This is a genomic window from Streptomyces hoynatensis (assembly GCF_003626535.1).
GTDB lineage: Bacteria > Actinomycetota > Actinomycetes > Streptomycetales > Streptomycetaceae > Streptomyces > Streptomyces hoynatensis.
Genome location: NZ_RBAL01000004.1, coordinates 462,735 through 488,741 on the forward strand (window position 1 = coordinate 462,735; position 26,007 = coordinate 488,741).

General features: G+C 74.4%; 20 protein-coding genes. 9 read left to right on the forward strand and 11 right to left on the reverse strand.

The genetic code is table 11. The features are described 5' to 3' along the window. Positions 1–154: 154 nt before the first annotated feature. The 3 genes from D7294_RS10055 to D7294_RS10065 form a co-directional block, all read right to left on the reverse strand. On the reverse strand, positions 155–796 hold the full coding sequence (locus D7294_RS10055) for a hypothetical protein (RefSeq protein ID WP_120677768.1): 642 nt from the start codon (positions 794–796) through the stop codon (positions 155–157). Beyond that, a complete protein-coding gene (locus D7294_RS10060; protein WP_147450806.1) occupies positions 790–5,427 on the reverse strand; it encodes a DUF6531 domain-containing protein in 4,638 nt (1,545 codons plus the stop codon). Before D7294_RS10060 ends, D7294_RS10055 begins: the two co-directional genes overlap by 7 nt. 114 nt (positions 5,428–5,541) lie before the next feature. Further along, positions 5,542–6,009 (reverse strand): ATP-binding protein, encoded by a 468-nt coding sequence (locus D7294_RS10065; protein ID WP_120677772.1) that lies wholly within the window; start codon positions 6,007–6,009, stop codon positions 5,542–5,544. Between the two features lie 168 nt (positions 6,010–6,177). Between D7294_RS10065 and D7294_RS10070 the strand changes: the two genes are divergently transcribed. Then, on the forward strand, positions 6,178–7,014 hold the full coding sequence (locus D7294_RS10070) for a helix-turn-helix domain-containing protein (RefSeq protein WP_120677774.1): 837 nt from the start codon (positions 6,178–6,180) through the stop codon (positions 7,012–7,014). Positions 7,015–7,016: 2 nt separating this feature from the next. After that, entirely contained in the window at positions 7,017–7,211 is a 195-nt protein-coding gene (locus D7294_RS10075; RefSeq protein WP_174248311.1) for a DUF397 domain-containing protein, read from the forward strand. Between the two features lie 94 nt (positions 7,212–7,305). Here the strand turns inward: D7294_RS10075 and D7294_RS10080 are convergent, their stop codons facing one another. After that, positions 7,306–9,213, reverse strand: a complete 1,908-nt coding sequence (locus D7294_RS10080) for a rhamnogalacturonan lyase (protein WP_120677948.1) — start codon at positions 9,211–9,213, stop codon at positions 7,306–7,308. Positions 9,214–9,557: 344 nt separating this feature from the next. Here D7294_RS10080 and D7294_RS10085 point away from each other — a divergent pair, with 344 nt between their 5' ends. The 3 genes from D7294_RS10085 to D7294_RS10095 all read left to right on the forward strand — a co-directional run bounded on the left by D7294_RS10085 (position 9,558) and on the right by D7294_RS10095 (position 11,606). Beyond that, on the forward strand, positions 9,558–9,713 hold the full coding sequence (locus D7294_RS10085; protein WP_120677776.1) for a lasso RiPP family leader peptide-containing protein: 156 nt from the start codon (positions 9,558–9,560) through the stop codon (positions 9,711–9,713). Positions 9,714–9,937: 224 nt separating this feature from the next. Continuing rightward, the gene (locus D7294_RS10090) at positions 9,938–10,876 is read left to right on the forward strand and encodes an alpha/beta hydrolase (RefSeq protein WP_120677778.1); all 939 of its coding nucleotides are present in this window, start codon (positions 9,938–9,940) and stop codon (positions 10,874–10,876) included. A gap of 10 nt (positions 10,877–10,886) precedes the next feature. Beyond that, positions 10,887–11,606 carry a helix-turn-helix transcriptional regulator gene (locus D7294_RS10095; protein ID WP_120677780.1) on the forward strand — a complete coding sequence of 240 codons (720 nt, stop codon included), beginning with the start codon at positions 10,887–10,889 and terminating at the stop codon, positions 11,604–11,606. Between the two features lie 27 nt (positions 11,607–11,633). Here D7294_RS10095 and D7294_RS10100 read toward each other — a convergent pair whose 3' ends face one another. The 7 genes from D7294_RS10100 to D7294_RS10130 all read right to left on the reverse strand — a co-directional run bounded on the left by D7294_RS10100 (position 11,634) and on the right by D7294_RS10130 (position 21,270). Continuing rightward, positions 11,634–13,526, reverse strand: a complete 1,893-nt coding sequence (locus tag D7294_RS10100; RefSeq protein WP_120677782.1) for an asparagine synthase-related protein — start codon at positions 13,524–13,526, stop codon at positions 11,634–11,636. A gap of 268 nt (positions 13,527–13,794) precedes the next feature. Further along, positions 13,795–15,291: an FGGY-family carbohydrate kinase gene (locus tag D7294_RS10105; RefSeq protein ID WP_120677784.1), complete on the reverse strand. Its 1,497-nt coding sequence runs from the start codon at positions 15,289–15,291 to the stop codon at positions 13,795–13,797. 128 nt (positions 15,292–15,419) lie between these two features. Further along, positions 15,420–16,838: an L-fucose/L-arabinose isomerase family protein gene (locus tag D7294_RS10110; protein ID WP_120677786.1), complete on the reverse strand. Its 1,419-nt coding sequence runs from the start codon at positions 16,836–16,838 to the stop codon at positions 15,420–15,422. Between the two features lie 50 nt (positions 16,839–16,888). Beyond that, on the reverse strand, positions 16,889–17,776 hold the full coding sequence (locus D7294_RS10115; RefSeq protein ID WP_120677789.1) for a carbohydrate ABC transporter permease: 888 nt from the start codon (positions 17,774–17,776) through the stop codon (positions 16,889–16,891). After that, positions 17,766–18,719 (reverse strand): carbohydrate ABC transporter permease, encoded by a 954-nt coding sequence (locus D7294_RS10120; RefSeq protein WP_120677791.1) that lies wholly within the window; start codon positions 18,717–18,719, stop codon positions 17,766–17,768. The genes D7294_RS10115 and D7294_RS10120 overlap by 11 nt, the downstream gene beginning before the upstream one ends. Beyond that, a complete protein-coding gene (locus D7294_RS10125) occupies positions 18,716–20,080 on the reverse strand; it encodes an ABC transporter substrate-binding protein (RefSeq protein ID WP_120677793.1) in 1,365 nt (454 codons plus the stop codon). Before D7294_RS10125 ends, D7294_RS10120 begins: the two co-directional genes overlap by 4 nt. An 86-nt stretch (positions 20,081–20,166) precedes the next feature. Then, a complete protein-coding gene (locus tag D7294_RS10130; RefSeq protein WP_120677795.1) occupies positions 20,167–21,270 on the reverse strand; it encodes a glycoside hydrolase family 172 protein in 1,104 nt (367 codons plus the stop codon). A gap of 183 nt (positions 21,271–21,453) precedes the next feature. Here D7294_RS10130 and D7294_RS10135 point away from each other — a divergent pair, with 183 nt between their 5' ends. The 4 genes from D7294_RS10135 to D7294_RS10150 all read left to right on the forward strand — a co-directional run bounded on the left by D7294_RS10135 (position 21,454) and on the right by D7294_RS10150 (position 25,998). Beyond that, positions 21,454–22,500 (forward strand): LacI family DNA-binding transcriptional regulator, encoded by a 1,047-nt coding sequence (locus D7294_RS10135; RefSeq protein WP_120677797.1) that lies wholly within the window; start codon positions 21,454–21,456, stop codon positions 22,498–22,500. 145 nt (positions 22,501–22,645) lie between these two features. Further along, on the forward strand, positions 22,646–23,686 hold the full coding sequence (locus D7294_RS10140; protein ID WP_120677799.1) for a LacI family DNA-binding transcriptional regulator: 1,041 nt from the start codon (positions 22,646–22,648) through the stop codon (positions 23,684–23,686). A 184-nt stretch (positions 23,687–23,870) separates the two neighbouring features. Then, positions 23,871–24,587 (forward strand): GntR family transcriptional regulator, encoded by a 717-nt coding sequence (locus D7294_RS10145; RefSeq protein WP_120677801.1) that lies wholly within the window; start codon positions 23,871–23,873, stop codon positions 24,585–24,587. Between the two features lie 16 nt (positions 24,588–24,603). Next, a complete protein-coding gene (locus D7294_RS10150) occupies positions 24,604–25,998 on the forward strand; it encodes a cytosine permease (RefSeq protein WP_120677803.1) in 1,395 nt (464 codons plus the stop codon). The last annotated feature ends 9 nt before the right edge of the window (positions 25,999–26,007 follow it).

Below are 26,007 nucleotides of genomic sequence, written 5' to 3' on the forward strand. Positions count from 1 at the left end.
ACCTGGCCTCGACACCGCAGCCTGCAACGGCGCGGCAGGCGGGAAACGCCCTCCTCCAGGGCGGCGAGGATGTCAAGACTCCTTCGTTCCGAGGTTCACCGCCGAGAGCAACACCCCACGCCAGAACCGACCTCGTCGAGCGGGTAAATGCCCGCTACGCGTTCCGCGCCGCCCGCAGGGCCGTCAGGCGCCGGGTGCCCACCTCGCGGGCCCGGTCGCGCAGGCCGGCGAGGGCGGCGGGGCCGGCCGTGAGGTCCGAGAGGGCCCGCAGGTCGCGCAGTTGCTCCTCCTGCTCGCCGGTGTAGTGGGGGCCGGTGGGCTCCTTCGGGCCGGCGAAGAGCGCGTCCAGGTCGAAGCCCGCGAATTCCGCGGGTCCTGCGGGATTCTCCTCGCCGTCCAGGATCTCGCCGAGGTGCAGCAGGCCGTCCGACAGGTGGGCGAGGGTGTCGGTGGCGTCCGCGACGAAGAGGGCGCGGCAGGCGGTGTGCAGGGCAAGCACGCCGTGGAAGGCGTACTTCGCCACGCCCTGCGGCGTGTCGGGACCGGCGAACTCGGGCAGCGCCTCGGCCCAGGCCAGCACCTGCCCGGCGTAGTCCGCGGGCGGCGCCTGCGGAGCCCACAGCGTCTCCAGCCGGGACAGGAAGAAGCGGGCGTCCGCCCCGCGGGCCTCCTGCTCCTCCCAGACCCAGCGGACGCAGGCCGCGGTGCGCTCGATGCCCGCCGCCGCGAAGAGCCGCCGGGCGTCCGGCGCGCCCGTGGCGGCGAACGTGGAGAGTTCCGCGGAGAGATTCACCATTCGAACGTCCTCGGCATCGTGTCCCCCTGTCCGATCAGGTCCCCCGTGACCCTGCCGCCCACGGCGCGGATGGCCGGCGCGCAGAATTCGGTGCACACCTGCCGCGAGGCCCCGCCCGCCATCAGCTCGAATCCGTTGACGTGTGCGAAGAGCACGGCGTTCTGCTCGGCGTGCATGCCGGGGATGTTCGGCACCGCGAACTCCGGGGGCACCCGGTTGGGGTCGAGCATAGCGCGCTGTGCCGGGAGCAGCCCGTCGCCGCTGGCGGCCACCAGGTCCACCTCGCCCCTCGGGGTGCGGACCCGGACGACGGCCACTGTCTGGAACCTCTCCCGCACGATCTGCGGCGCCTGGTCGGCGAAGTCGTCGGCCCGCACGCGGAGTTGCTCGGCCAGGCAGGGCGCAAGGCCCAGCGGGTCGCCGAGGGCGAACGGATCGTCGACATAGCGATACGGGTGGGGGGAGCCGTGGAGCCCCAGGGGATCGGGGCTCAGGTACCACCCGACGGCCGGGTCGTAGGAGCGGAAGAGGCTGTGGTGCAGGCCGGTTTCCGCGTCGTGGTACTGGCCGGGGAAGCGCCACGGGCACGCCACGGCGCCTTCCGCCGGGTCCGCCGGGTCCGCCGGGGCCCCCGAGGCCCCGGGGGTCTCAGGGGTTTCGGGGGTTTCGGGCGCCTGCCCGGTGAGGCCGGTCCCGGCCTGCCAGGCGATCTCGCCGTCCTCGCCGATCAGTTCGGTCGCGGTGCCCACCAGGTCGGTGACCAGGGCGTAGAACCGCTCGTCGACCTCCTCCTGCGGCAGGTCCCGCGGGCCGCGGCGCTCGATCTGGGTGAGGGGCCGGTGGGAGTGCGGCTCCCAGTCCCAGGTGGTGGTGGCCACCTCGGGGCGGTCGGCCCGCCAGTGCCGTTGCTCGGCGATCCGCGTGGCGTCCCAGACGAACCGGAACTCCTCCAGCACGCCGCCGTCCCCGCCCAGCCGCTGCTTGGCGATGCGCCGGCCCAGCGGGTCGTACCGGTAGCGCCAGTGGCTGCCGTCGGGGGTGATCACGTCGGTGAGCCGGTCGGCGGCGTCCCAGGCGTAGCGCCACTCCCGCACCCCGCCGGAGAGCAGCCGCCGCCGCGCCAGGACCACGCGGCCCTGCCCGTCGTACGCGTAGGAGACCCGTCCGGCCCGGCGCAGCCTGACCCCGTCGGTCTCGTACGGGACGTGGCCCTCTCCCTCCGCCTCGCCGCCCAGGCGGGCGCCTGAGATGTTGCCTGCCGCGTCGTACGCGTAGGACTCCCCGGGGCGCCCGCCGCCGCGCACCGCGGTCACCCGCAGGTCGGCGTCCCGCTCGATGCGGCGCGGCTCCGCCTTCTCCAGCCCGGCCGCCCGGCCCGTCGACTCCGCCAGGGACCGCAGCCGCCCCCCGGGCCCGTAGCCGAACGCCCGCCGGCGAACCCGACCTTCCCCCGCGGGCAGCCGCTGTTCCGTGAGGCGGCCCAGGGCGTCCCAGCTCTGGTCGATCCGGCCGCCCCCGGGCAGCAGGCGGTGGGCCTCGCGGGGCCGGGAGGGGGTTGCCGTGTAGCCGAAGGCGAGGGTGCGGCCTGCGATGTGCAGGGCGGCCGGCAGGTCCGCCTCCGTCCACTCCCAGCGCGACTCCACCCCGGCCGGGGTGCGCCGGTAGACGGCGCGTCCGGCCGCGTCGTAGCGGAAGGCGATGGCCTGGCCGTTGCAGCGTTCCTCCACCACGCGCCCGGCCGCGTCGCGGAGGAAGTCCAGTTCGGCGTCGGCGTTGACCGCCCGCACCAGCAGCCCGCCCGGGGTGTAGGTGAACGCGGTGGTGTGCTCGCCGTCCGTCTCCGCGACGATGTCGCCGCGCGCGTCGTACGTCCGGCGCAGCGTCTGCCCCGCGCCGTTGGTCTGCGCCACGCGCTGCCCCGCGGCGTCGTAGGCGTACTCGACCCGGCGCCCGGAGAAGTCGGTCTCCGCCACCAGGCGCCCGGCCGCGTCGTAGGCGTAGGACCAGGTCAGGCCGAGCGGGTTGACGACGGCGGTGAGGCGCAGCTCGCTGTCGTGGTGGTGCTCCCAGCGCGCGCCCCCGGCCGTCTCCATGGCCACCGTCCGGTCGAAGGCGCCGATGGTGAACCGGGTGCGGCGCCCGGCCGGGTCGACGTGCTCGATCTGATTGCCCTCGGCGTCGTAGCGCCACCGCTCGGTGACGCCGTCGGCCGTGGTGCGCGAGAGGAGAGCCCCCTCGACGCTCCAGGACATCCTGGTGACCGGCACGTCCTGGCCCGCGGCGACAACGGCGACCACGCGGCCGAAGGCGTCGCGCCGGTGGTGGAGGTCCAGGCCCTCCGGCCCGCGGACGCGGCAGTGCAGCCCCGCGATGTCGTTCTCGAACGCGAAGGCGCGGCCCGCCGCGTCGACATGCCGGGTGACGGCCCCCCGCGCGTCGTACTCCCAGCGCTCCACGGCGCCCGCCGGGTCCACCCTGGCGAGGAGGTTGCCGCGCTCGTCGTACTCCCTGGTCCAGGTGGCGCCGTCCGCGTCGGTGACCCCGGTCGTCAGCCCCAGTGCGCCGACCCGGAACTCGGTCCTGCCGCCGTCGGGCGCCAGGACGGCGACGCGGTGGCCCCGCTCGTCGTACTCGTACCTCGTGGTCCGGCCGAGGGGATCCGTCAGCGACAGGAGGCGGTCGTAGCGGTCCCACGCGCGGTGGGTGTGGTGGCCCAGCGGGTCGGTCTCGGTCCGCAGCCGGTAGCAGTCGTCGAACTCGTAGACGGTGCTGTGCCCGAGGGAGTCGGTGAAGACCGTGCGGCCGGTCCCGGCGTCGTAGGCGACCTGCCCGGCCAGTGCCCCGTCCGTGCCCGTCGTGGCCACGCAACGGCCCTGCTCGTCGTACCGGTAGGCGTAGCGGAAGCCGTTGCGGTCCACCCAGCCGGTGATCCGGTGCCGGTCGTCGTAGTGCAGCCGCAGGGGCCTGCCCGAGGAGTTGTACACCTCGGACAGGTCGCCGCGCCGGTCGTACCCGTAGCGCAGCAGGACGGGTTCGCCCGGGGCGTCGAGGAGCCGGATCTCCCTGATCCGGCCGCCGGTCACGGTCAGGCCGAGCCGGTACCCGCCGTCGTGCCGCAGCTCGCCGGGCGCGCCCGTCTCGTCGTGGACGACGGTGATCTCGTTGCCGTTGCGATCCGTCAGCGCCACCAGGGGCAACTCGGCGCCAGGGCGCCCGGCCACCGGCGCGAAGCGCAGGGTCAGCCCGGCCTCGGGCAGGCGCACGCGCATCGGGGCGCCCGGCTCCCCGTTCCAGTCCAGCGCCCAGCGCGGCCCCTCCACCGGCAGGACCGGAACGCCCTCGGACGGCCGGGGGTAGTCCAGGACCATGCCGTCGTCGGTGACGAACCGCGCCCCCGCCTCGTCGAGCAGGAGGCGCTGGTCCAGCAGGGAGGTCCACGAGGGCCCGAACCACAGGCCCTCCCGCAGGCTGCTGCGGTGGTGCCGGCGCAGGACGAGCGGCAGCACCCCGGGCAGGTCCACGTCGATCGCGTCCATCACCACGTCCCCGGTGGCCATGTCGATCGGGTCGGTCCGGCAGAACAGGGCCCTGCCTTGCCGCCCGCTGCGCCGCAGCCCTTGGCCGAGTCCGCGGATGCCCTGCCGGAGCCCGCGCAGGCCGGTGCGGGCGGCGGACAGGCCGCCGCGCAGCCCGCGGGCCAGGCCGCCCAGCGTGGTGAGGCCCTTCATCCCGGGGATGCAGTCCAGGGCCGCAAAGGCGACGTCCCACAGGCTGGCTTGGCCATTGGCGTATTTGATCAATGTGTCGGCGAGGACGACGAGGGCGGCGGCGAGGACGACCCAGGCGAGGGGGCCGCCGATGATCATGACGACGATGCCGAGGACGGCGACGATGGTCTTGCAGACGGCGACGATGGTGTCCCAGTTCTCCGTCACCCAGTGGACGGCGTCCTCCCACCAGTGCCGGTTGTGGATGCCGGCGTCGGAGGCCTCGTCGATGCCCTGGGCGCAGATCCGGGCCGCCTCCTCGCGCATCTCCAGGGCGTCCCGCGCCAGTTGACGGGCGGCGTCCAACTCGGCCTGGGCCGAGTCGAGGCGGGACTGCGCGGCCGAGGCGGCGCTCTCGGCGGCCTGCGCGTCCCGCGTCGCCGCCCGCACCTCCGCCTCGTCCGGCGGCGGAACGTCCTCCCGCCGCCCCTCCCGCTGCAGCCGGTCGGACTCCTCGCCCGCCCGCGCCACCCAGTCCTGCGCGTCGGCCAGCTGCCCCTGCGCCAAAGAGAGGTCGCCCTGGGCGGCGACGGCCCGGTCCAGGGCGCGGTCGGCCATGCCCTGCGCCGTCTGGAGCTTCGGCCAGTACGCCTGAAGCGCCTGGGCGCACAGGTCGTACGACGTCTGCAACTTGCCGAGGTTCCCGGGGACTTCGTCGAACTCCGAGCGGAACGCCTCGGCCGAGAGACCGGCCCAGTCCTGCACGGCCCGGTCGGAGGCCATCCCGCGGATCTTCCCCAGGGCCTCGCCCACGTCGTCGGCGAAGGTCTGTAACTCGTCGGCCAGATCCCTGACGTCCTCCGGGGCGCCGGGGGTCGGGTCGGAGTCCATGCCCACCGGACTCCAGTCGGACGCACGCGCCATGGCCGGCACCCCCCAAATGTGCTCACTGGTCCCGTTTTTTCACGGTAGCGGTGGCCGAGGGGGCGTACAAGGGTGCGAACGTCCGGGCTTTGCACGGGAATTGTCCGCAACCGGTCACGACCGCACGCGCGGCGGCAGGCGCCGCACCTCCGCCCAGACGGTCTTCACCCGCGCGTCCGCCACCGTGCACCCCCAGCGGTCCGCCAGCGCGTCCACCACCAGCAGCCCACGGCCGCCCGCCGACTCGGGCGCGGGCGGCCTCAGCAGCCCGGCGGTCGCGGGCGGGAACCGGTCCGGCCGGGCGTCGGAGACCTCGATCCGGACCAGGCCCGCGGACAGGCGCAGGCCGAAGGTGAAGTCCCGGCCGGGAACGCGGCCGTGTGCGACGGCGTTCGCCGCCAGCTCGGCCGTGATGGAGGCGACGGCACACGACAGGGGAGTGGCCGGCGCGATCCCGGCCCGGCCCAGCTCCCGGACGGCCAGCAGCCGGGCCAGGCGCGCCCCGCGCGGGGTCGGCCGCAGCCGCGCGGCGAAGGAGTGCGCGAGCGTGCCGGGGCGGGGGTGAGGGGTGGTGGGGTTCATGCAACGTCACCCTTCCGTCACGCAGCGCCATCGGCCAGGGAGCCGAGGACGACGGTCCCCGCTTGTACGGGTCGGGCGGGTTTTTGTACGGGCCGCCGGGCGTGACGCGGCCCGCGCCGGTGCGGTTGAACCCTTCGCCGTACCACACGACGCAGGGGGTGGAAACCGATGGGACATTGCCGTCCGAAGGCACGCAGGAGCGAGGAGGAACGCCCGGCCATCTGGGTCGGCTACGGCAGGCTCGTGAAGCTCTTCCGCGAGCGTGCCCGCCTCACCCAGCAGGAACTCGCCCAGCAGGTGGACTACTCGCCGGAGCAGATCGCCTCCGTCGAGCAGGGCCGCCGGCCGGCGAAGACCGCCTTCACCGAGGCCGCCGAGCGCGTGCTGGAGGCCGGGGGCGTGCTCGCGGCCCTCCAGGAGGAGGTGGACCGGGCCCGCCTGCCCGCCTTCTTCCGCGACTTCGCCGCCCTGGAGGCCGAGGCCCTGAGCCGCTTCTCCTACGACCCGCTCCTGGTGCCTGGCCTGCTGCAGACCGAGGAGTACGCGCGGGCGGTCCTCCTCGGCCACTGCCCGGCGCTGCCGGACGACATCGCGGAGCAACAGCTTGAGGCGCGCGTTTCCCGGCAGCAGGTGCTGACGAGGGCGCCGGGCGTCGAACTGTCCTTCGTCATCGGGGAGTCGGTGCTGCGCAATCCGGTGGGCGGCACCGGCGTCATGCGTGAGCAGTGCCGGCGCATCGCCGAGGTGAGTGCCCTGCGCAACGTCGAGATCCAGATCATGCCGGCGATCACCGGCTTCCACCCGGGACTTGACGGCCCGTTCGTCCTGGTGGAGACCACGGAACATCGGCGCTACGGATACGTGGAATCCCAGGAGGTCGGGACGCTGGTCACAGATCCGGCCGCCGTCAGTTTCCTCGGCCTGAGGTATGGGAAGCTGCGTTCGCAAGCACTCAGTGCCGTTGATTCCGCACAGCTCATCGAAGAACTGGCAGGAGAACTGTGACCATGGAGCGCTTGGACAGTGAGACGGAGCCGCGGTGGCGCAAGAGCAGCTACAGCGGTTCCGGTGGCGGCGACTGCGTTGAGGTTTCGGCCGCCGCGGCCGTCATACGGGTGCGCGACTCGAAGAACGCCGACGGCCCCCAGCTGCGGTTCGGCCGTGAGGGCTGGGCGGCCTTCCTGGCGCAGACGGCCCGCTGAGGCGGGCCGGGCAGGTGCCGGCCGGGAGGGCGGCCGGCACCTTCGCGACTGCCCGGGCGGGGGGCGTTCGGCCCGGCCGCCCGGGTGAGGTGCCTCAGCCGCGGGCCATGGTGGGCCGGGGCGCGGTGCCCATGCCCTGGCCGATGTAGAAGGAGGGGTGCGGCGGCTGGTTGTAGGCGGTGTTCTGCCAGGCCAGCCCGGTGCGGTACATCCGGTCCTGCAACAGCGTGGTGATCCGCAGGTTCGTCTGGATGGGCGTGGAGTAGATCCGCAGCGCGGAGTTGTCGCCGGTGCGCCAGACCACCTCCTCGCGCCAGTCGCCGAGGATGTCGCCGGAGAGGACGGGGGTGGCCTTGGTGCCGTTGTTGGAGGCCACGCCCGAGCCGGTCAGCAGGCGGGTGTCGCCGCCGGTGCCGTACTTGTCGATGTGCGTGCCGTCCAGCAGTTCCCGGGTGGTGTCCCCGTCCCACCAGGACAGGAAGTTGATGCTGGAGGGCTCGCGGCCGACGGAGTTGCCCGCCAGGTTGCGCAGGGTGGTGTCGGAGGCCGACCAGAACTCGGCCCCGGAGTTGCCGGAGTAGATGTCGCCCGCGACGCCGCGGCCGTTGTCCGCGCCGCCGGCCGTCTGCCAGATCACCTGCCCGTTCTGCGGGTCGATGCGCAGCGAGGAGGGCTGGCTGGTGGACTCGGACACCTTGAAGTACTCCAGCCCGGGGTTGCCGGGGTCGAAGTCGCCGAGGTGCTGGGCGTCGCCGTGGCCGGTCTTCGTCGTCCACAGGCCCCAGCCGTTGTCGTCCACGGCCATGGCCCCGTAGACGATCTCGTCCTTGCCGTCCTGGTCGACGTCGCCGATGGACAGGCTGTGGCTGCCCTGCCCGTCGAAGCCGCGGCCGACGTTGGTGGAGCTGTTGGTGTCGAAGGTCCAGCGGCGGGTCAGCGAGCCGTTGCGGAAGTCCCAGGCGGCGATGACGGTGCGGGTGTAGTAGCCGCGGGCCATGATGATCGAGGGGTGGGTGCCGTCGAGGTAGGCGGTGCCGGCCAGGAAGCGGTCCACCCGGTTCCCGTAGTCGTCGCCCCAGGAGGAGACGCTGCCGCGGGCCGGGACGTAGTCGGTGGTGGCCAGGGCGGCTCCGGTCTCGCCGTCGAAGACGGTGAGGTACTCGGGGCCCGAGAGCACGTAGCCGCTGGAGTTGCGGTAGTCGGCGCTCGCGCTTCCGATGACGCGGCCCTGCCCGTCGACGGTGCCGTCCGCGGTCTTCATCGCGACCTCGGCGGAGCCGTCGCCGTCGTAGTCGTAGACCTGGAACTGGGTGTAGTGGGCGCCGGAGCGGATGTTGCGGCCCAGGTCGATGCGCCACAGCCGCGTGCCGGAGAGGGTGTAGGCGTCCAGGATGGTGTTCCCGGTGTAGCCCGACTGCGAGTTGTCCTTGGCGTTGGTGGGCTGCCACTTGAGGACGAACTCCAGGGTGCCGTCGCCGTTCAGGTCGCCGACGGAGGCGTCGTTGGCCTCGTAGGTGTAGCCGGAGCCGTTCACCGTGCCGCCCGCGGGCGCCTGGATCGGCACGTCGTAGTAGCCGGGCCGGAACTGGATGGCGTGCGGGGACCAGTCCTGCTCCACGCCGTCGATCACCGCCCGGACGCGGTAGTCGGCGCTGTTGGGGGCGCCGGCGTGGAAGAAGTTGGTGGAGCCGGTGATGGGCTGGTCGTTGACCTTGAGGTCGCCGCGGTAGACGTTGAACGCCACGTCGTCCGGGTCGCTCGCCAGCCAGCGCCAGCTCACCAGGTTGCCGTCGGCCGTGTGTACGCTGACCAGGCCGCGGTCCAGGGCCTCCAGCTGGGAGGCCGCGGCGGTCACCTCCTGTGCCGTGGCGCCCGCCGCCCCGGCCGGGGCCTGCGCCAGCGCGGCGTCGGTGCCGCCGCCGGCGAGCAGGGCGGCGAGGGCGGCGCCGGCCAGCGTGCGGGAGGATCTGAAACCGCGCCGATGCGTGCCTCGTCTGCTCAAGAGCACGTTCACTCCTCTGTGGGGGGTTGGTGCGGGGCATGCCGGAACACCCCCGCCAAACGGAAGGGTTTCGTGCGCGTGGCTTCGTTGTAACGATTCATTTGTAGGGGCTGTGACGGTCGCAGGCAATCGGCGTGCGTGAGGTTTCTGACGCGGTTTCAGCGCCGCGGCGGCCCGCCCGCGCGCGGCGGGGTGAGACGGCTCCCCGCGGGCGCGCGCGAGCCGCCCGGTGCCGCCTGCCACTCGATGGGGTGAAGCCCGTTTCGCGGGTCGCCGCGTCAGGTAGCCATGCGCGTGCGGACCGTGCGCGACGGGCCGCCTGCGACGAGGAGAGAGGGCACCGCATGAGCCACACGAACCGTACGGACGAACCCGACGCCGAACACTCCGCCGTCTACGTACCGCCGGTCCTGGCCGAGGCCGGGACCTTCGCCGACGAGACCCGTGGGTACGGGATCGACGCCGTCGAGGGCGTCGACAGCTACTTCGACAACCCCTGAGCGCCGCGTCGTTCGGAGCTTCGCGGCGCCGTACGGCGGAAGGGCGGTGGGGAGGGCGTCCGGTGAGCGCCCTCCCCACCGCCGTGCGCCACACCCGCCGGCGCGCACGGGCCGCCGCGCGCGCCGGCCCGCCGGGGCCGCAGCGGACCCGCCGCGAAACGGCCGGAAATTTTTTGGGAAAGGGTGACGGGACGGTGTCGCGGAGGGGTGCGACCGTCGACCGCATGACGCTCACCGATGAGGACTGCCTCTCCGAAACCCTGGCCTTCAACGCGGAATTCGAGGCGAATGCCGCGCGCCGCCCGGCCCGCGGGGCCAGGCCGGACCCCGCCACGCTCGCCGCCCTGCGGCGCAACCGGCTCGGCGGGGACGCGCCCCCGGTGCGACTGCCGCAGGCCCACGACCGCGTCGTGGCCGGCGGGGTCGGGGTCCGGGTGTTCGTGCCGGAGCGCGTGGCGGGCGTGTACCTGCACCTCCACGGCGGCGGCTGGGCGTTCGGCTCCGCGGACGGGCAGGACGAGCGGCTGTGGCGCCTGGCCACGGGGGCCGATCTCGCCGTGGTGAGCGTCGACTACCGCCTCGCGCCTGAGCACCCCTTCCCCGCGGGACCCGAGGACTGCGAGGCCGCCGCCCGCTGGCTCGTGGAGTGCGCGGCCCGGGAGTTCGGCACCCGGCGGCTGCTGATCGGCGGCGAGTCGGCCGGCGCCCACCTGAGCGTCACGACCCTGCTGCGGCTGCGCGACCGGCACGGCATCACCGGCGCCTTCCGCGCGGCGCACCTGCTCTTCGGCCCCTACGACCTGTCGATGACGCCCAGCCAGCGGGCGTTCGGCACCCGGCCACTGCTGAGCAACACCAAGTCGCTGCGGGGCAGTTACGAGCTGTTCACCCCCAGGATGGGGGCGGAGGAGCGGCGTGCCCCCGAGGTCTCGCCGCTGTACGCCGACCTGTCCGGCCTGCCGCCCGCCCGCATCGTGGCCGGCACCGAGGACCCGCTGCTCGACGACTCGCTGTTCCTGGCCGGGCGGTGGGAGAGGGCGGGCGCGCCCGTGCGCCTGAGCGTCGTCGCCGGCGCGATGCACGGCTTCACCCTCTTGCCGTTGACCGTCACGGAGCGTGAGCTGCGGCGGGAGCGGGAGTTCCTGGCCACGGCCGGGCGGTAACGTCGGCCCCATGAACCGCACGGCCCGGCTCTACGCGCTGGTCGAGGAACTGCGCGCGGCGGCGCCGCGACCGCGCACGGTGGCGGCGCTCGCCGCGCGCTTCGAGGTGGCCGGGCGCACGGTGCAACGCGACCTTCAGGCGCTGATGCAGGCCGGCGTCCCGGTGCGTGCCGTCACCGGGCGCGGCGGGGGCTGGTCGATCGACCCGGAGATGACGATGCCCCCGGTCCGGTTCACCCCCGAGGAGGCCGCGGCCGTGGCCGTGGCGCTGGCGGCGGCCGGCGCCGGTGCCCCGTTCGCCTCCGCGGCCCGCACGGCGGCCCAGAAGCTGGCGGCCTCGACCAGCCCTCCCGCCTCCCAGGCCGCCCGCGAACTGGCCGCCCGCATCGTCGCGTTGCCCGCACAGACCGACCCGGCGGTCCGCGCCGCGGTGGAGGAGGCGCTGACCGGGAACGCGGTGCTGCGCCTGTCCTACGTCGACGCGGCCGGGCGCCCGAGCGAGCGCGTGGTGGAGCCGGCCGGGCTGCTCACCGCCGGGGGCCGCTGGTACCTCATCGCCTGGTGCCGCACCCGTCGGGCCGGCCGGGGCTTCCGGCTGGACCGGGTCCTCGCGGCGGCCCCCACCGGCGAGCGGGGCAGGAGCCACGACCTGGCCGCGCTCCTGCGCGGCTCGGTCGCCGAAGGCGCGGCGCCGGCCGCGTCCGGCGCCCCGCTCGCGCCCCCGGCCTGAGGGGGCCCGCGGCGGGCCCCGGGCGCCTCACCGCGCGTTCGCGGGCGGGCCCGGGGCCTGCTCGCCCGCGTGCTCCCGCAGGTGGGCGGGGTGGGGATGGGCCTCCAGGTCCCGCAGCCAGGCCTCGGTGCCCAGCGTGCACTCCAGACCCGCGGCGCCCACGCCGAGCACCTCGGGCGCGAGGAGGGCGCGGCGCAGCAGGCCGGGGTCGGCCAGGCCCGCCGCCACCAGACGGGAGTCCCCGGCCCAGGCGGCCAGGTCCCGGCGCCGCGCGGTCAGGCCCGCCCGCCACTCCTCGTCGCAGTGGTCCTTCGTGGTCCGCGCCAGGATCGCCTCGGGAACGATTCCGCGCATCGCGGCGGCCAGCAGCGGCTTGTACCCGGCGGGGTGGCCGGTCTCCTCCGGCCTGGCCCGCAGGCAGGCCTCGACCACCGCGTCGTCGCAGAACGGCATGTCGATCGGCAGCCCCGCCCGGGCGGCGGCGCCCGCGATCTCGCCCCCGCGCGCGCCGGCGCTCTGCGCCCGCTGCGCCCAGGCGTGGGTGCCGCGGTCGGGCGCCAGGGCGGCGAACGGCCCGGCCGCCGCCTCCCGCAGCAGCCCGGCCAGCAGGTCCACGGCGTGGCCCGTGGCCCACGGGGGGAGCGAGAGCGGCGTGTTCCAGTCGCAGCGGGGCCCCTCCGGGCGGGCCGCGGTGGCCAGGGAGTGCGCCTGGGCGACGAGCCAGCGCTCGGGGGAGCGGCGGCCGGCCAGCTCCCGGAGGGCCGCCCCCAGCGGCCACCGGGCGCGGGCCCGGTGCGCGGCCAGGTGCCGCAGGCCCGTCACGGGGTGGCGGCGCACGAGGCGGTGCAGGTAGGCGGCCGGCGCGGTCACCACGTGGTCGCCGCCGTGCCCGGACAGCCGCCGCCGCGCGCCGTGTTCACGCAGCAGGCGCACCAGCTCGCCCTGCTGCGCCCGGTCGCGCAGCAGGGCGGTGGGCGTGTCGCCCGGTTCCTCCCGCTCGTTCAGGCCGGTGAAGTGGCCGGGGAGTTCGGCGGACCGGAACACCAGGTGGGTGAGGCCGGGGAGGGCGCCGGCGGCCAGGCGGGCGTAGGCGGCGTCCTGGTTGGTGGGCGCCGACCAGTCGAGGGTCACGGCGACGAGCCTGGCGCCCGCCTCGGCGGCCAGGAAGCACAGGGAGGTGGAGTCCATGCCGCCCGACAGGTCCGCGCCCCACACCCGGCCGGGCGCCACCCGGGCGGCGACGGCGCCCCGCAGCGCCTCCCGCAGCAGCGGCGCGGCCTCGGCCAGCGGCAGGTCGGACGGCGGCGGGCGCCACCAGCGCGGCGCCGAGCAGGAGCCGTCCCGCCCCAGCCGCAGGGCGTGGCCCGGCGGGACGGTGGCGACGCCCGCCCACATCGCGCCGTGCTCCAGGGGATACGGCAGGGGCGGCACCAGGCGGGCGGCCAGGCGCGCGGGGTCCGGCCGTGCGCCGGTCAGCCACGCCAGGGTGCGCGCGCGGTCGGCCGCCACGGTCACCCCCGTGACCTCGGCCCGGTACAGCCGCCGGTCGCCGGTGGCGGTGCCCCGCCCGTAGACCTCGCCGTCCACGGAGGCCAGCAGGTGGAAGCTGCCCCGCGCCCCGGCCACGGCGGCGGGCACCTCGGCCGCGGTCCGCACCGCCGCGGCCCGCGCGCCCAGTTCTCCGGGGGTGAGCGAGCAGACCCCGGCCACCGCGAGCCGCACCGGGCCCGCCTCCGCGGTGATCATCTGTTCCTGGCCCCAGCAGCCGACCAGCCAGGGCCTGCCCGAGGCGTGCGGCAGCACGTGGCAGGCGCGGGAGGTCAGGCGCCGCGCGAGGCGCGAGGCGGGCTCGCGGTCCGGCAGGACCACGAACCAGCAGCCGTCGCAGGGCGCGTCCGCCGTCCCGGGAGATCCCCCCACGTCCTCGGCTCCCCTCGCATCCCGGCCCCCGCCGCCCCCGGGAGGGGGCCGCGGCCGGGGCCTCCGGCTCTTCGCACGCCCGGCCGCCGGGCGCCGGCGCTTCCGGCCCCCGGAGCGGCCGGGGCGTCGGTGAATAGGTGACCCGGGGCCGCGCCCGCAAACGGCGAATCCCCCGCGCGGGCGGCCCTGCGAACGCCCTTCCGGGACGCGGTCCTGCCCGGGGCGCCCGCGGCCCCCGGGGGCTCCCCGCCCGCGGCCCGCCCCGGGGCTACCCGCCCGCGGCGCGCTGGAGTTGCGCCAGGGTGTGTGCCGCCTCGCGGGTGGCCGGGTACAGCTCGCGGTAGAGGGCGTACAGCCGGTCGTAGGTCGCCGCCGTGGCGGGGTCGGGTTCGACGGTGTGGACGATCGGGTTCCACTCGGCGAGGTCGGCGGGGCCGGAGGCGAGGCCGGTGCCGAGCGCCGCCAGGAACGCGTCGCCGTAGGCCGCGCCGATGGTGTGCCGGGGCAGCTGCTGCGCGCGCCCCGTCACGTCGCTGACGATCCGGGTCCACAGCTCCCGCGCCCCGCCGCCGACCGCGACCAGCCGCCGCAGCTCGCCGCCCGCCTCGGCCATCACGTCGAGGTTGTGCCGCACCCCGAAGGCCGTGCCTTCGAGGGCCGCCCGGTACAGGTGGCCGCGCCCGTGCCGCAGCGTGAGCCCGTGCACCAGGCCGCGGGCGTCCGGGTCGAAGAGGGGGGTCCGCTCGCCCGCGAAGTACGGCAGCATCAGCAGGCCCTCGGCGCCGGGACCCGCGGCGGCCGCCTCGGCGACCAGCGTGTCGAAGCCGGCGCCGGTCAGGTCCCGCAGCCAGCCGGTGACCGCGCCCGAGGTGGCCATCCCCGCGGCCAGGCAGTACGTGCCGGGGAACGCGCCCCTGGTGGACCACAGGCGCGGGTCGGGGGCCGCCGCCGGCACGACGTTGACCAGGAACATCGTGGTGCCGTACATCAGCATCAGGTCGCCGGTCCCGACGGCGCCCGCCGCCGTCGCCTCGGCCCAGGCGTCGACGGTGCCCGCGACCACCGGCGTCCCGGCCGGCAGCCCGGTGGCCGCCGCCGCCTCGGGCGTCACCTCCCCGGCCACCTCGGAGGGCCACACCAGGCGCGGCCACTCCAGGCCGGGCGCGATCTCCTCGCACCACTCCCAGATCCAGGCGCCGCGCCGCAGGTCGTACAGCGGGGTGCACTGGCTGGCCGAGTGGTGGTCGAGCACGTAGGCGCCGGTGAGCCGGTGCGCCAGGTAGGAACTGGCCATGAACCAGCGGCGGGTGCGCCGGTACACCCCGGGCTCCTCCTCCCGCAGCCAGGCCAGCTTGGGGCCGACGGCCTGACTGGTCAGCGGGGAGCCGCAGCGCGCCATGACCCGCTCGTCCCCGTACCGTGCGCGCTGCGCCGCGATCTGCGCCCCGGCCCTGGTGTCCACCCCGTAGAGGATGGCCGGGCGCAGCGGCGTGCCGTCGGCGCCCGCGGGCAGCAGGCAGGGCCCGATGCCGCTGACGCCGACCGCCCCGACGGTCTCCCCGGCCGGGACCTCGGCGAGCAACTGCGCGGTCAGCGCGGTGAAGTCGGCCCACCACACCCCGAGCGCGTCGTGCTCGACGTGGCCGGGGCGCGGCGTGGCGGTCGCGTGCTCCCTGGCGGCCTGCGCGAGCAGGGTGCCGTCCGGGCGGACGAGCACGCCCTTGGAGCCTGAGGTGCCGATGTCGACACCGAGAAGCAGCGTCATGAGGGGACTCCGGGTCGGAGTGGTCGGGAGTGGTCCTGATCGATCGGGAGGGAGCGGGACCGGGCGGAAGGCGGGTGGTGGGGGAGAAGCGGGGCGGCGCGCGGCTCCGGCCGCGCGCCGCCCGGGGGTCAGGCCGCGGAGCCGAACCCGTCGTAGACCACGCCCAGTTCGCGGCACACGGCGCGCAGGGCCTCGACATGGTCGCCGGGGACGGCGTGGATGTGGTTGGAGCCGAAGCGGCCGAGGAACTCCTCCGCGGGCGTGTCCAGGCGGGCGAAGGCGTGCGGCCACTCGCGGTCGGAGGCCCGCATCAGCCGCTCGTTCGTCTCCTCGTCGTAGGTCTCGAAGGAGCCGCGCATCACGTGCATCCGGTACCGGCCGTCCAGCCGGGTGAGCCGGGCGAAGGTGAGGTCGCCTGGGGCGGCCAGGTGCTGCACGGAGGCGCCGCCCGCCGGGAAGTAGAAGACCTCGGGCAGGAAGCTGACGCGCCGCAGGTTCTCGGCGGGGTCGGCGGACCGTGCCGCGTACCAGGTGGCGTGCTGGCCGGAGTTGGCCAGGTCCCAGATGCCGCGGTCGGCGTGGTAGTGGCGCACGTCGGCGAACAGTACCGGGTCGCCGGTGAGCAGCTTCAGCAGCTGCATCGTCAGGGCGCCGTCCATGTCCGCCTCGGTCGCGGTGACGTGGGTCTCCTTGGGGCCCTCCCAGTCGTAGGGGTCGTTGAGGAACGCCTCGGCCACGTCCATCGTGCAGAAGTGGGTGGTGAGCTCCGGCTGCCCCTTGATGCCGGAGAAGTCGAGGTGCCACTCCTCGATCAGCTCCCGCACCGCGTAGTAGGCGCGGATCTGCCGCTCCAGCAGCTCCGGCGTCAGGCGGTCACCGTCGTAGTGCACCCCGGCGGCGTGCTTCTCCAGCCAGGCGCGGGCGGCGCGCACCCGGGAGGCGTCGGCGTGCTCGGCGCGCCGCACGATCTCCCACTGGTCGATCTCCTCGACGTCCACGCCGAACTGGCGCATCCACTGGTCGGTGTTGGCCACCGCGGTGTACATGCCCATGGGGCGGCCGCCGATCCGGCCGAAGGTGGAGCCGCGCAGCCCGGTCACCGCCGCGGCGGCCCGCACCTGGGTGAGTATCCGCTCCTTCACCTGCGGGTCGGACAGGTCGCCCCAGGCCCTGGAGTGGACGCGGCCGATCTGGTCCAGGCCGCCGGCGCCGGCCAGCAGGCCGACCATCCCGGGGAACTTCGGGTCGAGGTTGCCCAGGAGCAGCAGGGGCCCCGGGGTGGCGTCGGCGGCCAGCATGGTGAAGTGCGGGAAGGTCCACACCGAGTGGTGGAAGATCGTCAGGTCCACGTGCCGATCGGCCAGCCACCTGGCCTGGCTGGTGGCCAGCTCGTTGGAGCAGACCTGCTCGGGGGCCTGGACCACCTCGTGCCCCGCCTCCCGCAGCATGGCGGCCAGCTCCTGGCCGGCGCGGGCGATGTGGTCGGTGACGTCGCGGTGCACGAAGTCCCTTCCGTCGGACAGGGACAGCAGGCCGATGCGTGCCATGGGGGTTCCTTTGCGAGACGTGCGCGCGGCGAACGCGCGCCGGGGGAGGATCACTTGATGCCGGAGGTCTTGATCGACTCGACGATCTGCCGCTGGAAGGCGAAGAAGAGGGCCAGCATCGGCAGGGCCGCGACGGTGGCGGCGGCCAGGACGTAGTTCCAGTTGGAGCCGTACTGCTGCTGGAACGAGGAGATGCCGAGCTGGACGACGGTCAGATCCGGGTCGGTGGTGGCCACCAGCGGCCAGACGAAGGCGTTCCAGTTGGCGAGGAAGAAGAACACCGTCAGCGCGGACAGGATCGGCCGCGACATCGGCAGCACGATGTTCCAGTAGACCCGCCAGTGCCCGCAGCCGTCCATGATCGCCGCCTCCTCCAGCGCCCGCGGGAAGCTCAGGTAGAACTGCCGCAGCAGGAAGATGCCGAAGGCGTTGAAGATGGCGGGGATGATCAGGCCCGCGTAGCTGTCCAGCAGGTGCAGCTGCCGCGCCACCAGGAACAGCGGGATCAGCACCACCGGCGCGGTGATCAGCAGCGTGGAGAAGATCAGCATGAACGCCGTCTCCCGGCCCGGGAACCGCAGCCTGGCCAGCGCGTAGGCGGCCATGGAGTGGAAGAGCAGCGCCACGATCGTGATCACCGCGGAGATGAAGAAGCTGTTCCACAGGTAGCGGGCGAAGGGCACCTCGGAGAAGACGTACACGAAGTTGTCGAAGGTGAACTTCTGCGGGATCAGCCGCCCGTCGGTGACCGTGTCGCGGGTCTTGAACGCCGAGGTGACCATCCACAGCACGGGGAACACGCTGATCAGCGACGCGATGATCGCCAGCACGGTCAGCGGAAGGCGGCCCCTGGCCGTCGCGGAGCCGCGGCGGCGGGCGGGGGAGAGGGGCGTGCGGCGCGCCCCGGTGCCCGGCGTGGGCGTGGCCTCAGTCGTCATGGTCGAACCTCCCGCCTCGGGTGAGGGCGAAGATCAGCGCGGAGAAGGCGACCATGATCAGCACCAGGAAGGAGCCCATCGCCGCCGCGTAGCCGAACTCGCCGAAGCCGAAGGCCTGCTGGTAGATGTAGAAGATCGCGAGCGAGGTGCCGTTGGCCGGGCCGCCGTTGGTGAGGACGAACACCAGGTCCAGGCCGCCGGTGAGGGCCGCCACGGTCGACATCAGCAGCACGAAGAAGCTGGTGGGGCGCAGCAGCGGCCAGGTGATCCGGCGGAAGGAGGTCCACGGCCCCGCGCCGTCGATCCGCGCGGCCTCGTAGTACTCCTTGGGTATGTCCTGGAGCCCGGCCAGGAAAATGATCATGTAGTAGCCCATCATCACCCACACGGTGACGGCGATGACGGAGCCGAGGGCCAGATCCGGGTCGCCCAGCCAGGAGCGGCCCTCGAAGCCGGCCGCCCGCAGGGTCCGGTTCACCAGGCCGGTCTGGTCGTCCAGCATGAACTTCCACAGCTGGCCGACCACGACCAGGCTGATGACGTAGGGCAGGAACAGCGCGGTGCGGTAGGCCGCGAGCCCGGGGAGCCGCTGCTTGATCAGCAGCCCCAGGCCCAGGCTGACGCAGAACAGCACCGGGACCAGGACGAGCACGTAGATGCCGGTGATCCGCATGGAGTCCCAGAACAGCGGATCGTGCATCATGCGCTCGTAGTTGCCGAGCCCCACCCAGGTGTACGAGCCGAAGCCGCTGACCTGGTAGAAGCTGAGCAGGATCGACAGCACCATCGGGAGGGCGACGAAGATCAGCAGGCCGATCGCGTCGGGCGCGAGGAACAGCCCGGCGGCCACCCACTCGCGGTGCTTGCGCGAGAGCCTGCGCCGCCGGCCCTTCGCTGCCGGACGCGGCACGGCGACGGCCCGCGTGGTCGTGCTCGTGGTCATACCAGGCTCGCCCCCTCGTAGCTGCGGGTGTACGCCTCGATGGACTGCGCGGCCCGCTCGGCCTCGGAGTCCACGCCGCGGCCGGCCAGCATCGTTCCCTGGATGGCGTCGGAGATGGCCTTGTAGACCACCGGCGGGTAGCGCGGCTCGGCCCGGCCGCCGGGCGCGATCTCGTCGCGGAACTTCTTCATGGCCCAGAAGTCGTAGCCGCCGGCCGCCGCGCCGCGCTCCAGCGCGGTCAGCCGGGGCGCCACGTCGGACTTGGCCTCGGTGCACCAGGAGACCATCCGGTCGATGCACTCCTCGGTCATCCGGCCCAGCGCCCAGCCGCAGAACTCGGCCGCCACCTCCGGGTTGCGGCCCAGGCTGTTGGCGCAGAAGGACCAGCCGCCCAGCGCCGTGGTGTACTCGCCGCCGGGTGGCACCGGCAGCTTGAACACGCCGTAGCGGAAGTCCGGCGCGTAGGAGCGGAAGCTGGACACCTGCCAGATGCCCTGCTGCCAGATGGCGACGTTGCCGCCCCGGAAGGCGCTGATGACGTCCCCGGCGGCCGGCAGGGTGCGCGGCGCGATGCCGTGCTCCACGGCGTCCTTCCACAGCTGGAGTGCCTGCCGGGTGGCCCGCGAGTCGAAGGCCACGTTCCCGTCGCGGTCCAGCACCTCGCCGCCGCCCTGCCACAGGAAGGGGTACCAGGTGAAGTTCTGGTAGTAGCCGGGGTTCGTCTCGAAGACGAGACCGGCCCTGGTGTCGGTGCGCAGCCGGTCGCCGACGTCGAGCAGCTGGTCCCAGGTGGTGGGGATGTCGCCCTCGGACAGGCCGGCGGCCTCCCAGGCGTCGACGGAGTAGTAGAGGGCCAGCGGCTCCACCTCCATCGGCAGGGCGTAGACCTTGCCGTCCACGGTCCGGCTGTCGAGGTTGTCGCCGTAGTCGTCGATCACCTCGCGGTCCACGTACGGGGTGAGGTCCGTCAGCACCCCGCCGTTGTAGTACCGCAGGAAGTCGCCCGGGCTCAGCAGAAAGATGTCGGGGCCGCTGCCGGCGGCGAAGGCGGACGGCAGCTTGAAGCCGTTGGTGTAGGTGGACTGCGGCACGTAGACGAGCTCGATCTGCGTCTCGTGCCCGGCGTTCCAGGCGTCCACCAGGTCGATGAACCACTGGGCCTGGCGCTTGACCGCCGGGTCCGGGGTCTGCTGGGGCGCGTAGAAGTTCCAGAACTGGAGGGTGTTCCCGCTCGCGCGGGCCGCCCCGCAGCCGCTGAGCAGCGCGGAGGCGCCGGCCGCGGTGGCCATCACGCCCGCGGCGGTCAGCAGGCCGCGGCGACTTGGGCCCTTTCGCCCGACGTCGTTGTCGTGCTGGAGCATGGTGCGTGCTCCCGTCTTCCGTGAGTGGTCGTTCGTGTGCGTGGGGGCTGTGCGCCGCCCCGCGGGCGGGGCGGCGCGCGGGCCGGTCAGTCCACCTCGAGGTCGAGCAGGCCGGGCGCCGGCGGACGCGAGCCGGGGGAGCTGGGCGCGTCCAGGTAGAACAGCGCGGTGGAGGCGATGTCGTCGCTGGTCGGCCGGTAGCGGTGCGGCAGCCCGTTGCCGTGTCCCGGGCCGATGCCCAGGCTCTGCACGGTCACCCGCAGGTCCTCAAGGAAGCGGATCGGGTCGGGGATGTGCCAGCGGTACATCCCGAAGCGCTGCTGGCTGGCGTACAGCCCGTCGGGGCGCAGGATCTGGTTGAGCCCCAGGTAGGGCGTGGTGTAGGCGGTGTAGCCCTGCCCCGGCACGTCGAAGTTCCAGGCGCCGCCGAAGTAGTCCTCGGTGCCGGTGCCGCAGATGGTGGGGAACTCGGCGTCCCCGTCCAGGTAGAACTTCAGCTCGCCCTCGCCCCACCAGCCGGGGCTGTTGACGCCCCAGGCCAGGTAGGTGCCCACGTAGTGGCCGGCGCCCCGCACGCCGTCGAGCAGCGTGTGCACCTCGCCGTAGGGGACGGGGTGGCTGCGCCGCCACTGGGCGTGGAACCAGGCGCGCTGCGTCTCGTCCTCCTCGTGCGGGGCGAGTTCGTAGTCGATCTGGTAGTAGAGGGTGACGGTCTCGGCGGAGAGGTTCTCCAGGGTGATCCTGGCGGCGCTGCGGAAGGGCATCGGCCAGTAGGCGTTGAACCCGCCGTTGGGGTTGGCGGCCACCGGCTCCGAGGAGACCTGGCTGAAGGCGTTCCAGCCGTTGCAGAAGAAGTCGCCCAGGGGGACCTCGACCGCGGGTTCCGCCTCGTCCTCCCAGTACATGCGCAGCAGGGTCCCGCGCCAGGCGCGGTGCGGCGCGGTGGTGCACCACAGGTGGCGGATCGTGCCGGGCCCGGTCAGCTCGGCGAGGGTTGCGGTCTCGCCGGCGGGGATCTCGATGCTGGGCGAGATCTTCCACCCGCGCCCGAGCAGGCTCGCCGCGCGGGCTCCGGTGCCCTCGGTGGCCATGCCACCGGCGGACTTGGCGCCGGTCGGGTTCTCCGCGCTGACCGAACGCGTCACCGCGCCGGTCCTGCCGGCCAGGCCGGCCAGTCCTGAGGACGTCATCGTACGTGTCACCCCGAGCTTCAGTTCGTGAAACCGATTTCAGACCAGGCGTCCAATGAAGAGGGGCCGTGAACGAGGCCCTGTGGATAACGCCTTGAAATCCTTTTCACGGGAACATAGGGTCGCCTCCAGAGCGTGTCAAGGGTCGGGAAGGAGAACACGAGTGAGGATGCGCCGGGTGCCATGACGACGATCAACGACGTGGCGCGGGCCGCGGGCGTCTCGCCCGCCACGGTGTCCCGGGTCTTCAACGGCGGCCGGGTGACGCCCGAGCGCGCCGAACGCGTCCGGCGCGCCGCCGCCAGGCTCGGCTTCGCGCCCAACCGGGTCGCCCAGTCCCTGCGCAAGCAGCGCGGGAGCGTCATCGGGCTGGTGATACCCGACATCGAGAACCCGTTCTTCACCTCGCTGGCCCGCGGGGTGGAGGACGCCGCCCAGCGCACCAACCTCTCCGTGGTGCTGTGCAACACGGACGAGGACGTGGACAAGGAGCGCCGCTACCTCGACGTCGCGGTCGCCGAGCAGATGGCCGGCGTCATCGTGGCCGCCGCCTCCCGCACCCGCACCGACCTGTCCGCCCTGGCCGCGCGGGGCATGCCGGCCGTGGCGGTGGACCGCCGCCCGCGCGGGGCCCTGGTGGACGCGGTGCTGGTGGACAACCGGCACGGCGGCGAGGCCGCCACCGAGCACCTGCTGGAGCGCGGCTACCGCCGCATCGCCTGCATCACCGGGCCGCAGGGCGCCTCCACCTCGGAGGAGCGGCTGGCCGGCTACCTCGACGTGCTGCGCGAGGCGCCGGGCCACGGCGAGGAACGCGCCCGGGCCTACACCAGGTACGCCGACTTCCGCGTGGAGGGCGGCCGTTCCGCCATGGCCGCGCTGCTGGCGATGGACGAGCCGCCGGACGCGGTGTTCGTCGCCAACAACCTGATGACCGTCGGCGCCCTCCAGGTCCTCGCCGAGGCAGGCCGCACGCCGCCCGGCTTCGGCGTGCTCACCTTCGGCGACGTGCCCTGGGCGCCGCTGGTGCGCCCGAGCCTGACCACGGTGGAACTGCCCTCCTACGAGCTGGGCCGCGCGGCGGCCGACCTGCTGCTGGAGCGGGTGGCGGGAACGTCCAAGCCCCTGCAGACCGTGGTGCTGCGCACCTCGCTGCGGGTGCGGGACAGCACCGCGGGCCCGGCCGACCCCGTCCTCACCCCGCCGCTGGGCGCGCCGGCTCCGGCGTAGCGGGGCCGCGGCGCCGGGGGCGCGGCGGGCCTGCCGGTTCGGGAGACTGCCGGTTAGGGGGCCTGCCGGTTTTGGGGCCGGGCGGTTCGGGGCCGGGGCCGGGGAGTTGTGGGCCCCGCGGCGGCGGCTCTGGAACGATGGGCCGGTGGCAACCATTCACGACGTCGCGCGCCTGGCCGGGGTGTCGGCCGCGACGGTCTCCCGGGTGACGAACGGCCGGGGGAACGTCGCCCCCGGCCTCGCCGAGCGGGTGCGGCGGGCCATGGCCGAGCTGGACTACCGGCCCAACGCCGCGGCCCGCAAGCTCCGCCGCAGCCCCGGCAGCCTGTGGGCGGTCGTCATCTCCGACATCGGCAACGCCTTCTTCACCTCGCTGGTGCGCGGCATCGAGGACGTCGCCCAGGAACGCGGCTTCTCCCTCGTGCTGTGCAACAGCGACGAGGACCCGCGCAAGGAGGGGCAGTACGTGACGGCGGTGCTGGCCGAGCGGATGGCCGGGGTGATCATGTCCCCCTGCGCCGGCTCCGGCCAGGCGGCCCGGCTGGTGGCCGGCGGGGTGCCCGTCGTCGCCATCGACCGCCGGCTGCCCGGGCCGGAGGCGGTGGACACCGTGCTGGTGGACAACGAGGCGGGCGCCCGGCGCGCGGTGACCCACCTGTTCGAGGCCGGTTACCGCCGGATCGCCTGCGTCACCGGCCCCCGTGGCGTGCCCACCGCCGAGCAGCGGCTGGCCGGCTACCTCGGCGCGATGGCCGGCCACGGCCTCACCGACCCGGGGCCGCTGGTGCGGCACGCCGACTTCCGGGAGGGCGGCGGCTACGACGCCATGGCCGAACTCCTGCGGCTGCGGCCCGCGCCCGACGCGGTGTTCACCGCCAACAACCTGATGACGGTGGGCGCCCTGGAGTGCCTGGCCGACCACGGGGTCACCGTCCCCGACCGGATGGGGGTGGTCGGCTTCGACGAGATCCCGTGGGCCACCCTGGTGCGCCCCTCGCTGACCACCGTCGTCCAGCCCACCCGCGAACTCGGCCGCACCGCCGCCCGCCTGCTCGCCGACCGCCTGGCCGACCCCGCACGCCCCGCCACCACCACGGTGCTGCCCACCGAGCTGCGCCTGCGCGACAGTTCGGTGCGCACCGGCCCGGCCCCCCGGGGGACCGGCCGGGAGACGGCGCCGCGGTGAGCCGCGGGCCCCGCCCGCCACCCGCTCGCCACTCGCCGCCCGCTCGCCACTCGCGCACGCGGACCTCCCGCCGTCCCCGGCCGCCCCTCCCGTAACGTCCCGGCCACACGCGCGGTCCTGCCGCAACATGGCGGCCACACGCGGCGAGAGCCGCCGAAACAACCGGCTCCTACGGTGCACAGCCATGGATGCACCGCTGTATACACCGCCGTCGACACCGGCCCGCAGGGGCGGCAACCGCCGCGAGGAGACCTACGCCGAGCTGCGCCGCCTGCTGCTGCGGGGCGAACTCGGCGGCCGTACCCGCCTGGTGGAGGTGCAGCTGGCCGAGCGCCTCGGCGTCTCCCGCACGCCGGTGCGCGAGGCGCTGGTCCGGCTGGTCGCCGACGGCCTCGTGGAACGCCACGCCGACGGCTACTACGCGACCCGCCCCAACCTCGCCGAGCTGCGCGACCTGTACGAGCTGCGCATCACCGTCGAACTCCGCGGCATCGCCCGGGCGCTGGAATCCGCCGCGGTCGTGCACGACGTGGCCCTGCTTGAGCCCCTGCGCGACCACTGGCGGGCGCTGCGCGGGGACCTGCCCGAGCCCGACCCCGGATTCGTGCTCCAGGACGAGGACTTCCACCACACGCTGCTGCGCTCCTCGGGCAACCCGCGGCTCACCGAGACCCTGGAGTCCGTCAACGTCCGCATCCGCCCGGTCCGGATGTACGACTACCTCACCGAGGACCGCATCGAGCGGACCGTCGCCGAACACCTCGACATCGTCGAACACGTCCTCGCCCACCGGCTCCCCGAGGCGCTCACCGCGCTGCGCCGGCACGTCGGCGAATCCCTGGACGTCGTCGAACAACGCGCCGCGCGAGCCCTGTCACAGATGGCGCTGCGCCGCGGCTGAACCCCAGGAGGCACCCATGGCGCTCCCGCCTCAGGACACCGTCACCCTCTCCCCGCCCGCCCCCGGGCCCGCCGGCCGGCCCGCCTCGCCCGGCGACGAGTTCGAGGACCGCCCCGTCCCGCTCACCCACCGCCGCCCGCTGCGGTCGGTCTCCTCGGTCTGGTTCGGCTTCCCGATGGTCCTCACCAACGCCGTCTTCGGCGGGGTCATCGTCTTCAACCTGGGCTTCGCCCGCGGCATGGCGGCCATCCTGCTCGGCTGCCTGATCCTCGGCGGCTACGTCGGCGCCCTCAGCCACCTGGCCGGGCGCACCGGCGACACCTTCGCCCGCATCGCCGCCGTCACCTTCGGCGGCCACGGCGCCCGGCTGGCCTCGGCGTTCCTGGCCACCGTGGTGATCGGCTGGTTCGCCTTCCAGGTCGGGCTGACCGGCGCCACCCTGCACGCCGCCCTCGGCTGGCCCACCAGGCCCACCGTGCTGCTGGCCGGGGTGCTGTACGTGGCGGTCGCCTGGGCCGGGATCCGCGCCCTCTCCGTGATCGGCTGGATCGCCGCGCCCCTGTACCTGGTGCTCGGCGCCGTCGCCATCGCCCTGGCGCTGCGGGACGCGAGCCCGGGCGACGTCCTGTCCTACGAGGGCCAGGCCCCGGCCGGAGGCGCCCTGGCCTTCGGCGCCTGCGTGACGATGGTGGTGGCGGCCTTCATCGACTCCGGCACGATGACGGCCGACTTCACCCGCTGGTCCCGCAACGGCCGCGAGGCGGTGCTCGCCGCGCTGACCGCCTTCCCGGTGGCCAACCTGCTCGCCCTGCTGGTCGGCGCCGTGGTGGTGGGCGCCGGGGCCGCCGCGGAACCGGCGACGGCGGGCGGCGACTTCCTCGGCCTGCTCACCGGCCGGGGCGGGCTGCTGACGGCCGCGGCCGTGGTGTTCGTCTTCGCCAACCTCGGCTCGGTCTCCGCCCACTGCCTCTACAACGCGGCGGTCGGCTGGGGGCAGCTCACCGGGGTCACCATGCGCCGGCTCGTTCCCTTCATCGGCCTGCTCGGCCTCGCCGTGGCCCTGGCCGGGGTGTGGGAGCACTTCGAGACCTGGCTGACCCTGCTGGGCGTCTTCGTGCCGCCCATCGGCGCGGTGCTCCTCACCGACCAGCTGGCGCCGGGCGCGGCGGGCCGGCCGGCCCGCCGCGGGCTGCGGCCCGTGCCCCTGGCGGCCTGGGCCGTCGGCGCGGCCCTGGCCACCCTCGTCCACTACCAGGGGCCCCAGTACTGCGAGGCCGCGGTCGGCCTGCTCGCCGCCGCCCTCGTCCAGTTCGCCGGCGCCCGCCTCGGCCGCGCGCCCCGCGGCCCCCGCGCCGCCACCCGGGACAGCGCGCGCGGCACGGCCCCCGCCACCGCGCGCCCGGCCCCGTAGGCCACCGCG

Excerpts from the sequence above, each read along its gene's own strand:
- D7294_RS10055 (WP_120677768.1), bottom strand. The coding sequence starts at position 796 with ATGGTGAATCTCTCCGCGGAACTCTCCACGTTCGCCGCCACGGGCGCG.
- D7294_RS10060 (WP_147450806.1), bottom strand. The coding sequence starts at position 5,427 with ATGGCGCGTGCGTCCGACTGGAGTCCGGTGGGCATGGACTCCGACCCG.
- D7294_RS10065 (WP_120677772.1), bottom strand. The coding sequence starts at position 6,009 with ATGAACCCCACCACCCCTCACCCCCGCCCCGGCACGCTCGCGCACTCC.
- D7294_RS10070 (WP_120677774.1), top strand. The coding sequence starts at position 6,178 with ATGGGACATTGCCGTCCGAAGGCACGCAGGAGCGAGGAGGAACGCCCG.
- D7294_RS10075 (WP_174248311.1), top strand. The coding sequence starts at position 7,017 with ATGGAGCGCTTGGACAGTGAGACGGAGCCGCGGTGGCGCAAGAGCAGC.
- D7294_RS10085 (WP_120677776.1), top strand. The coding sequence starts at position 9,558 with ATGAGCCACACGAACCGTACGGACGAACCCGACGCCGAACACTCCGCC.
- D7294_RS10090 (WP_120677778.1), top strand. The coding sequence starts at position 9,938 with ATGACGCTCACCGATGAGGACTGCCTCTCCGAAACCCTGGCCTTCAAC.
- D7294_RS10095 (WP_120677780.1), top strand. The coding sequence starts at position 10,887 with ATGAACCGCACGGCCCGGCTCTACGCGCTGGTCGAGGAACTGCGCGCG.
- D7294_RS10105 (WP_120677784.1), bottom strand. The coding sequence starts at position 15,291 with ATGACGCTGCTTCTCGGTGTCGACATCGGCACCTCAGGCTCCAAGGGC.
- D7294_RS10110 (WP_120677786.1), bottom strand. The coding sequence starts at position 16,838 with ATGGCACGCATCGGCCTGCTGTCCCTGTCCGACGGAAGGGACTTCGTG.
- D7294_RS10115 (WP_120677789.1), bottom strand. The coding sequence starts at position 17,776 with ATGACGACTGAGGCCACGCCCACGCCGGGCACCGGGGCGCGCCGCACG.
- D7294_RS10120 (WP_120677791.1), bottom strand. The coding sequence starts at position 18,719 with ATGACCACGAGCACGACCACGCGGGCCGTCGCCGTGCCGCGTCCGGCA.
- D7294_RS10125 (WP_120677793.1), bottom strand. The coding sequence starts at position 20,080 with ATGCTCCAGCACGACAACGACGTCGGGCGAAAGGGCCCAAGTCGCCGC.
- D7294_RS10130 (WP_120677795.1), bottom strand. The coding sequence starts at position 21,270 with ATGACGTCCTCAGGACTGGCCGGCCTGGCCGGCAGGACCGGCGCGGTG.
- D7294_RS10135 (WP_120677797.1), top strand. The coding sequence starts at position 21,454 with ATGACGACGATCAACGACGTGGCGCGGGCCGCGGGCGTCTCGCCCGCC.
- D7294_RS10145 (WP_120677801.1), top strand. The coding sequence starts at position 23,871 with ATGGATGCACCGCTGTATACACCGCCGTCGACACCGGCCCGCAGGGGC.
- D7294_RS10150 (WP_120677803.1), top strand. The coding sequence starts at position 24,604 with ATGGCGCTCCCGCCTCAGGACACCGTCACCCTCTCCCCGCCCGCCCCC.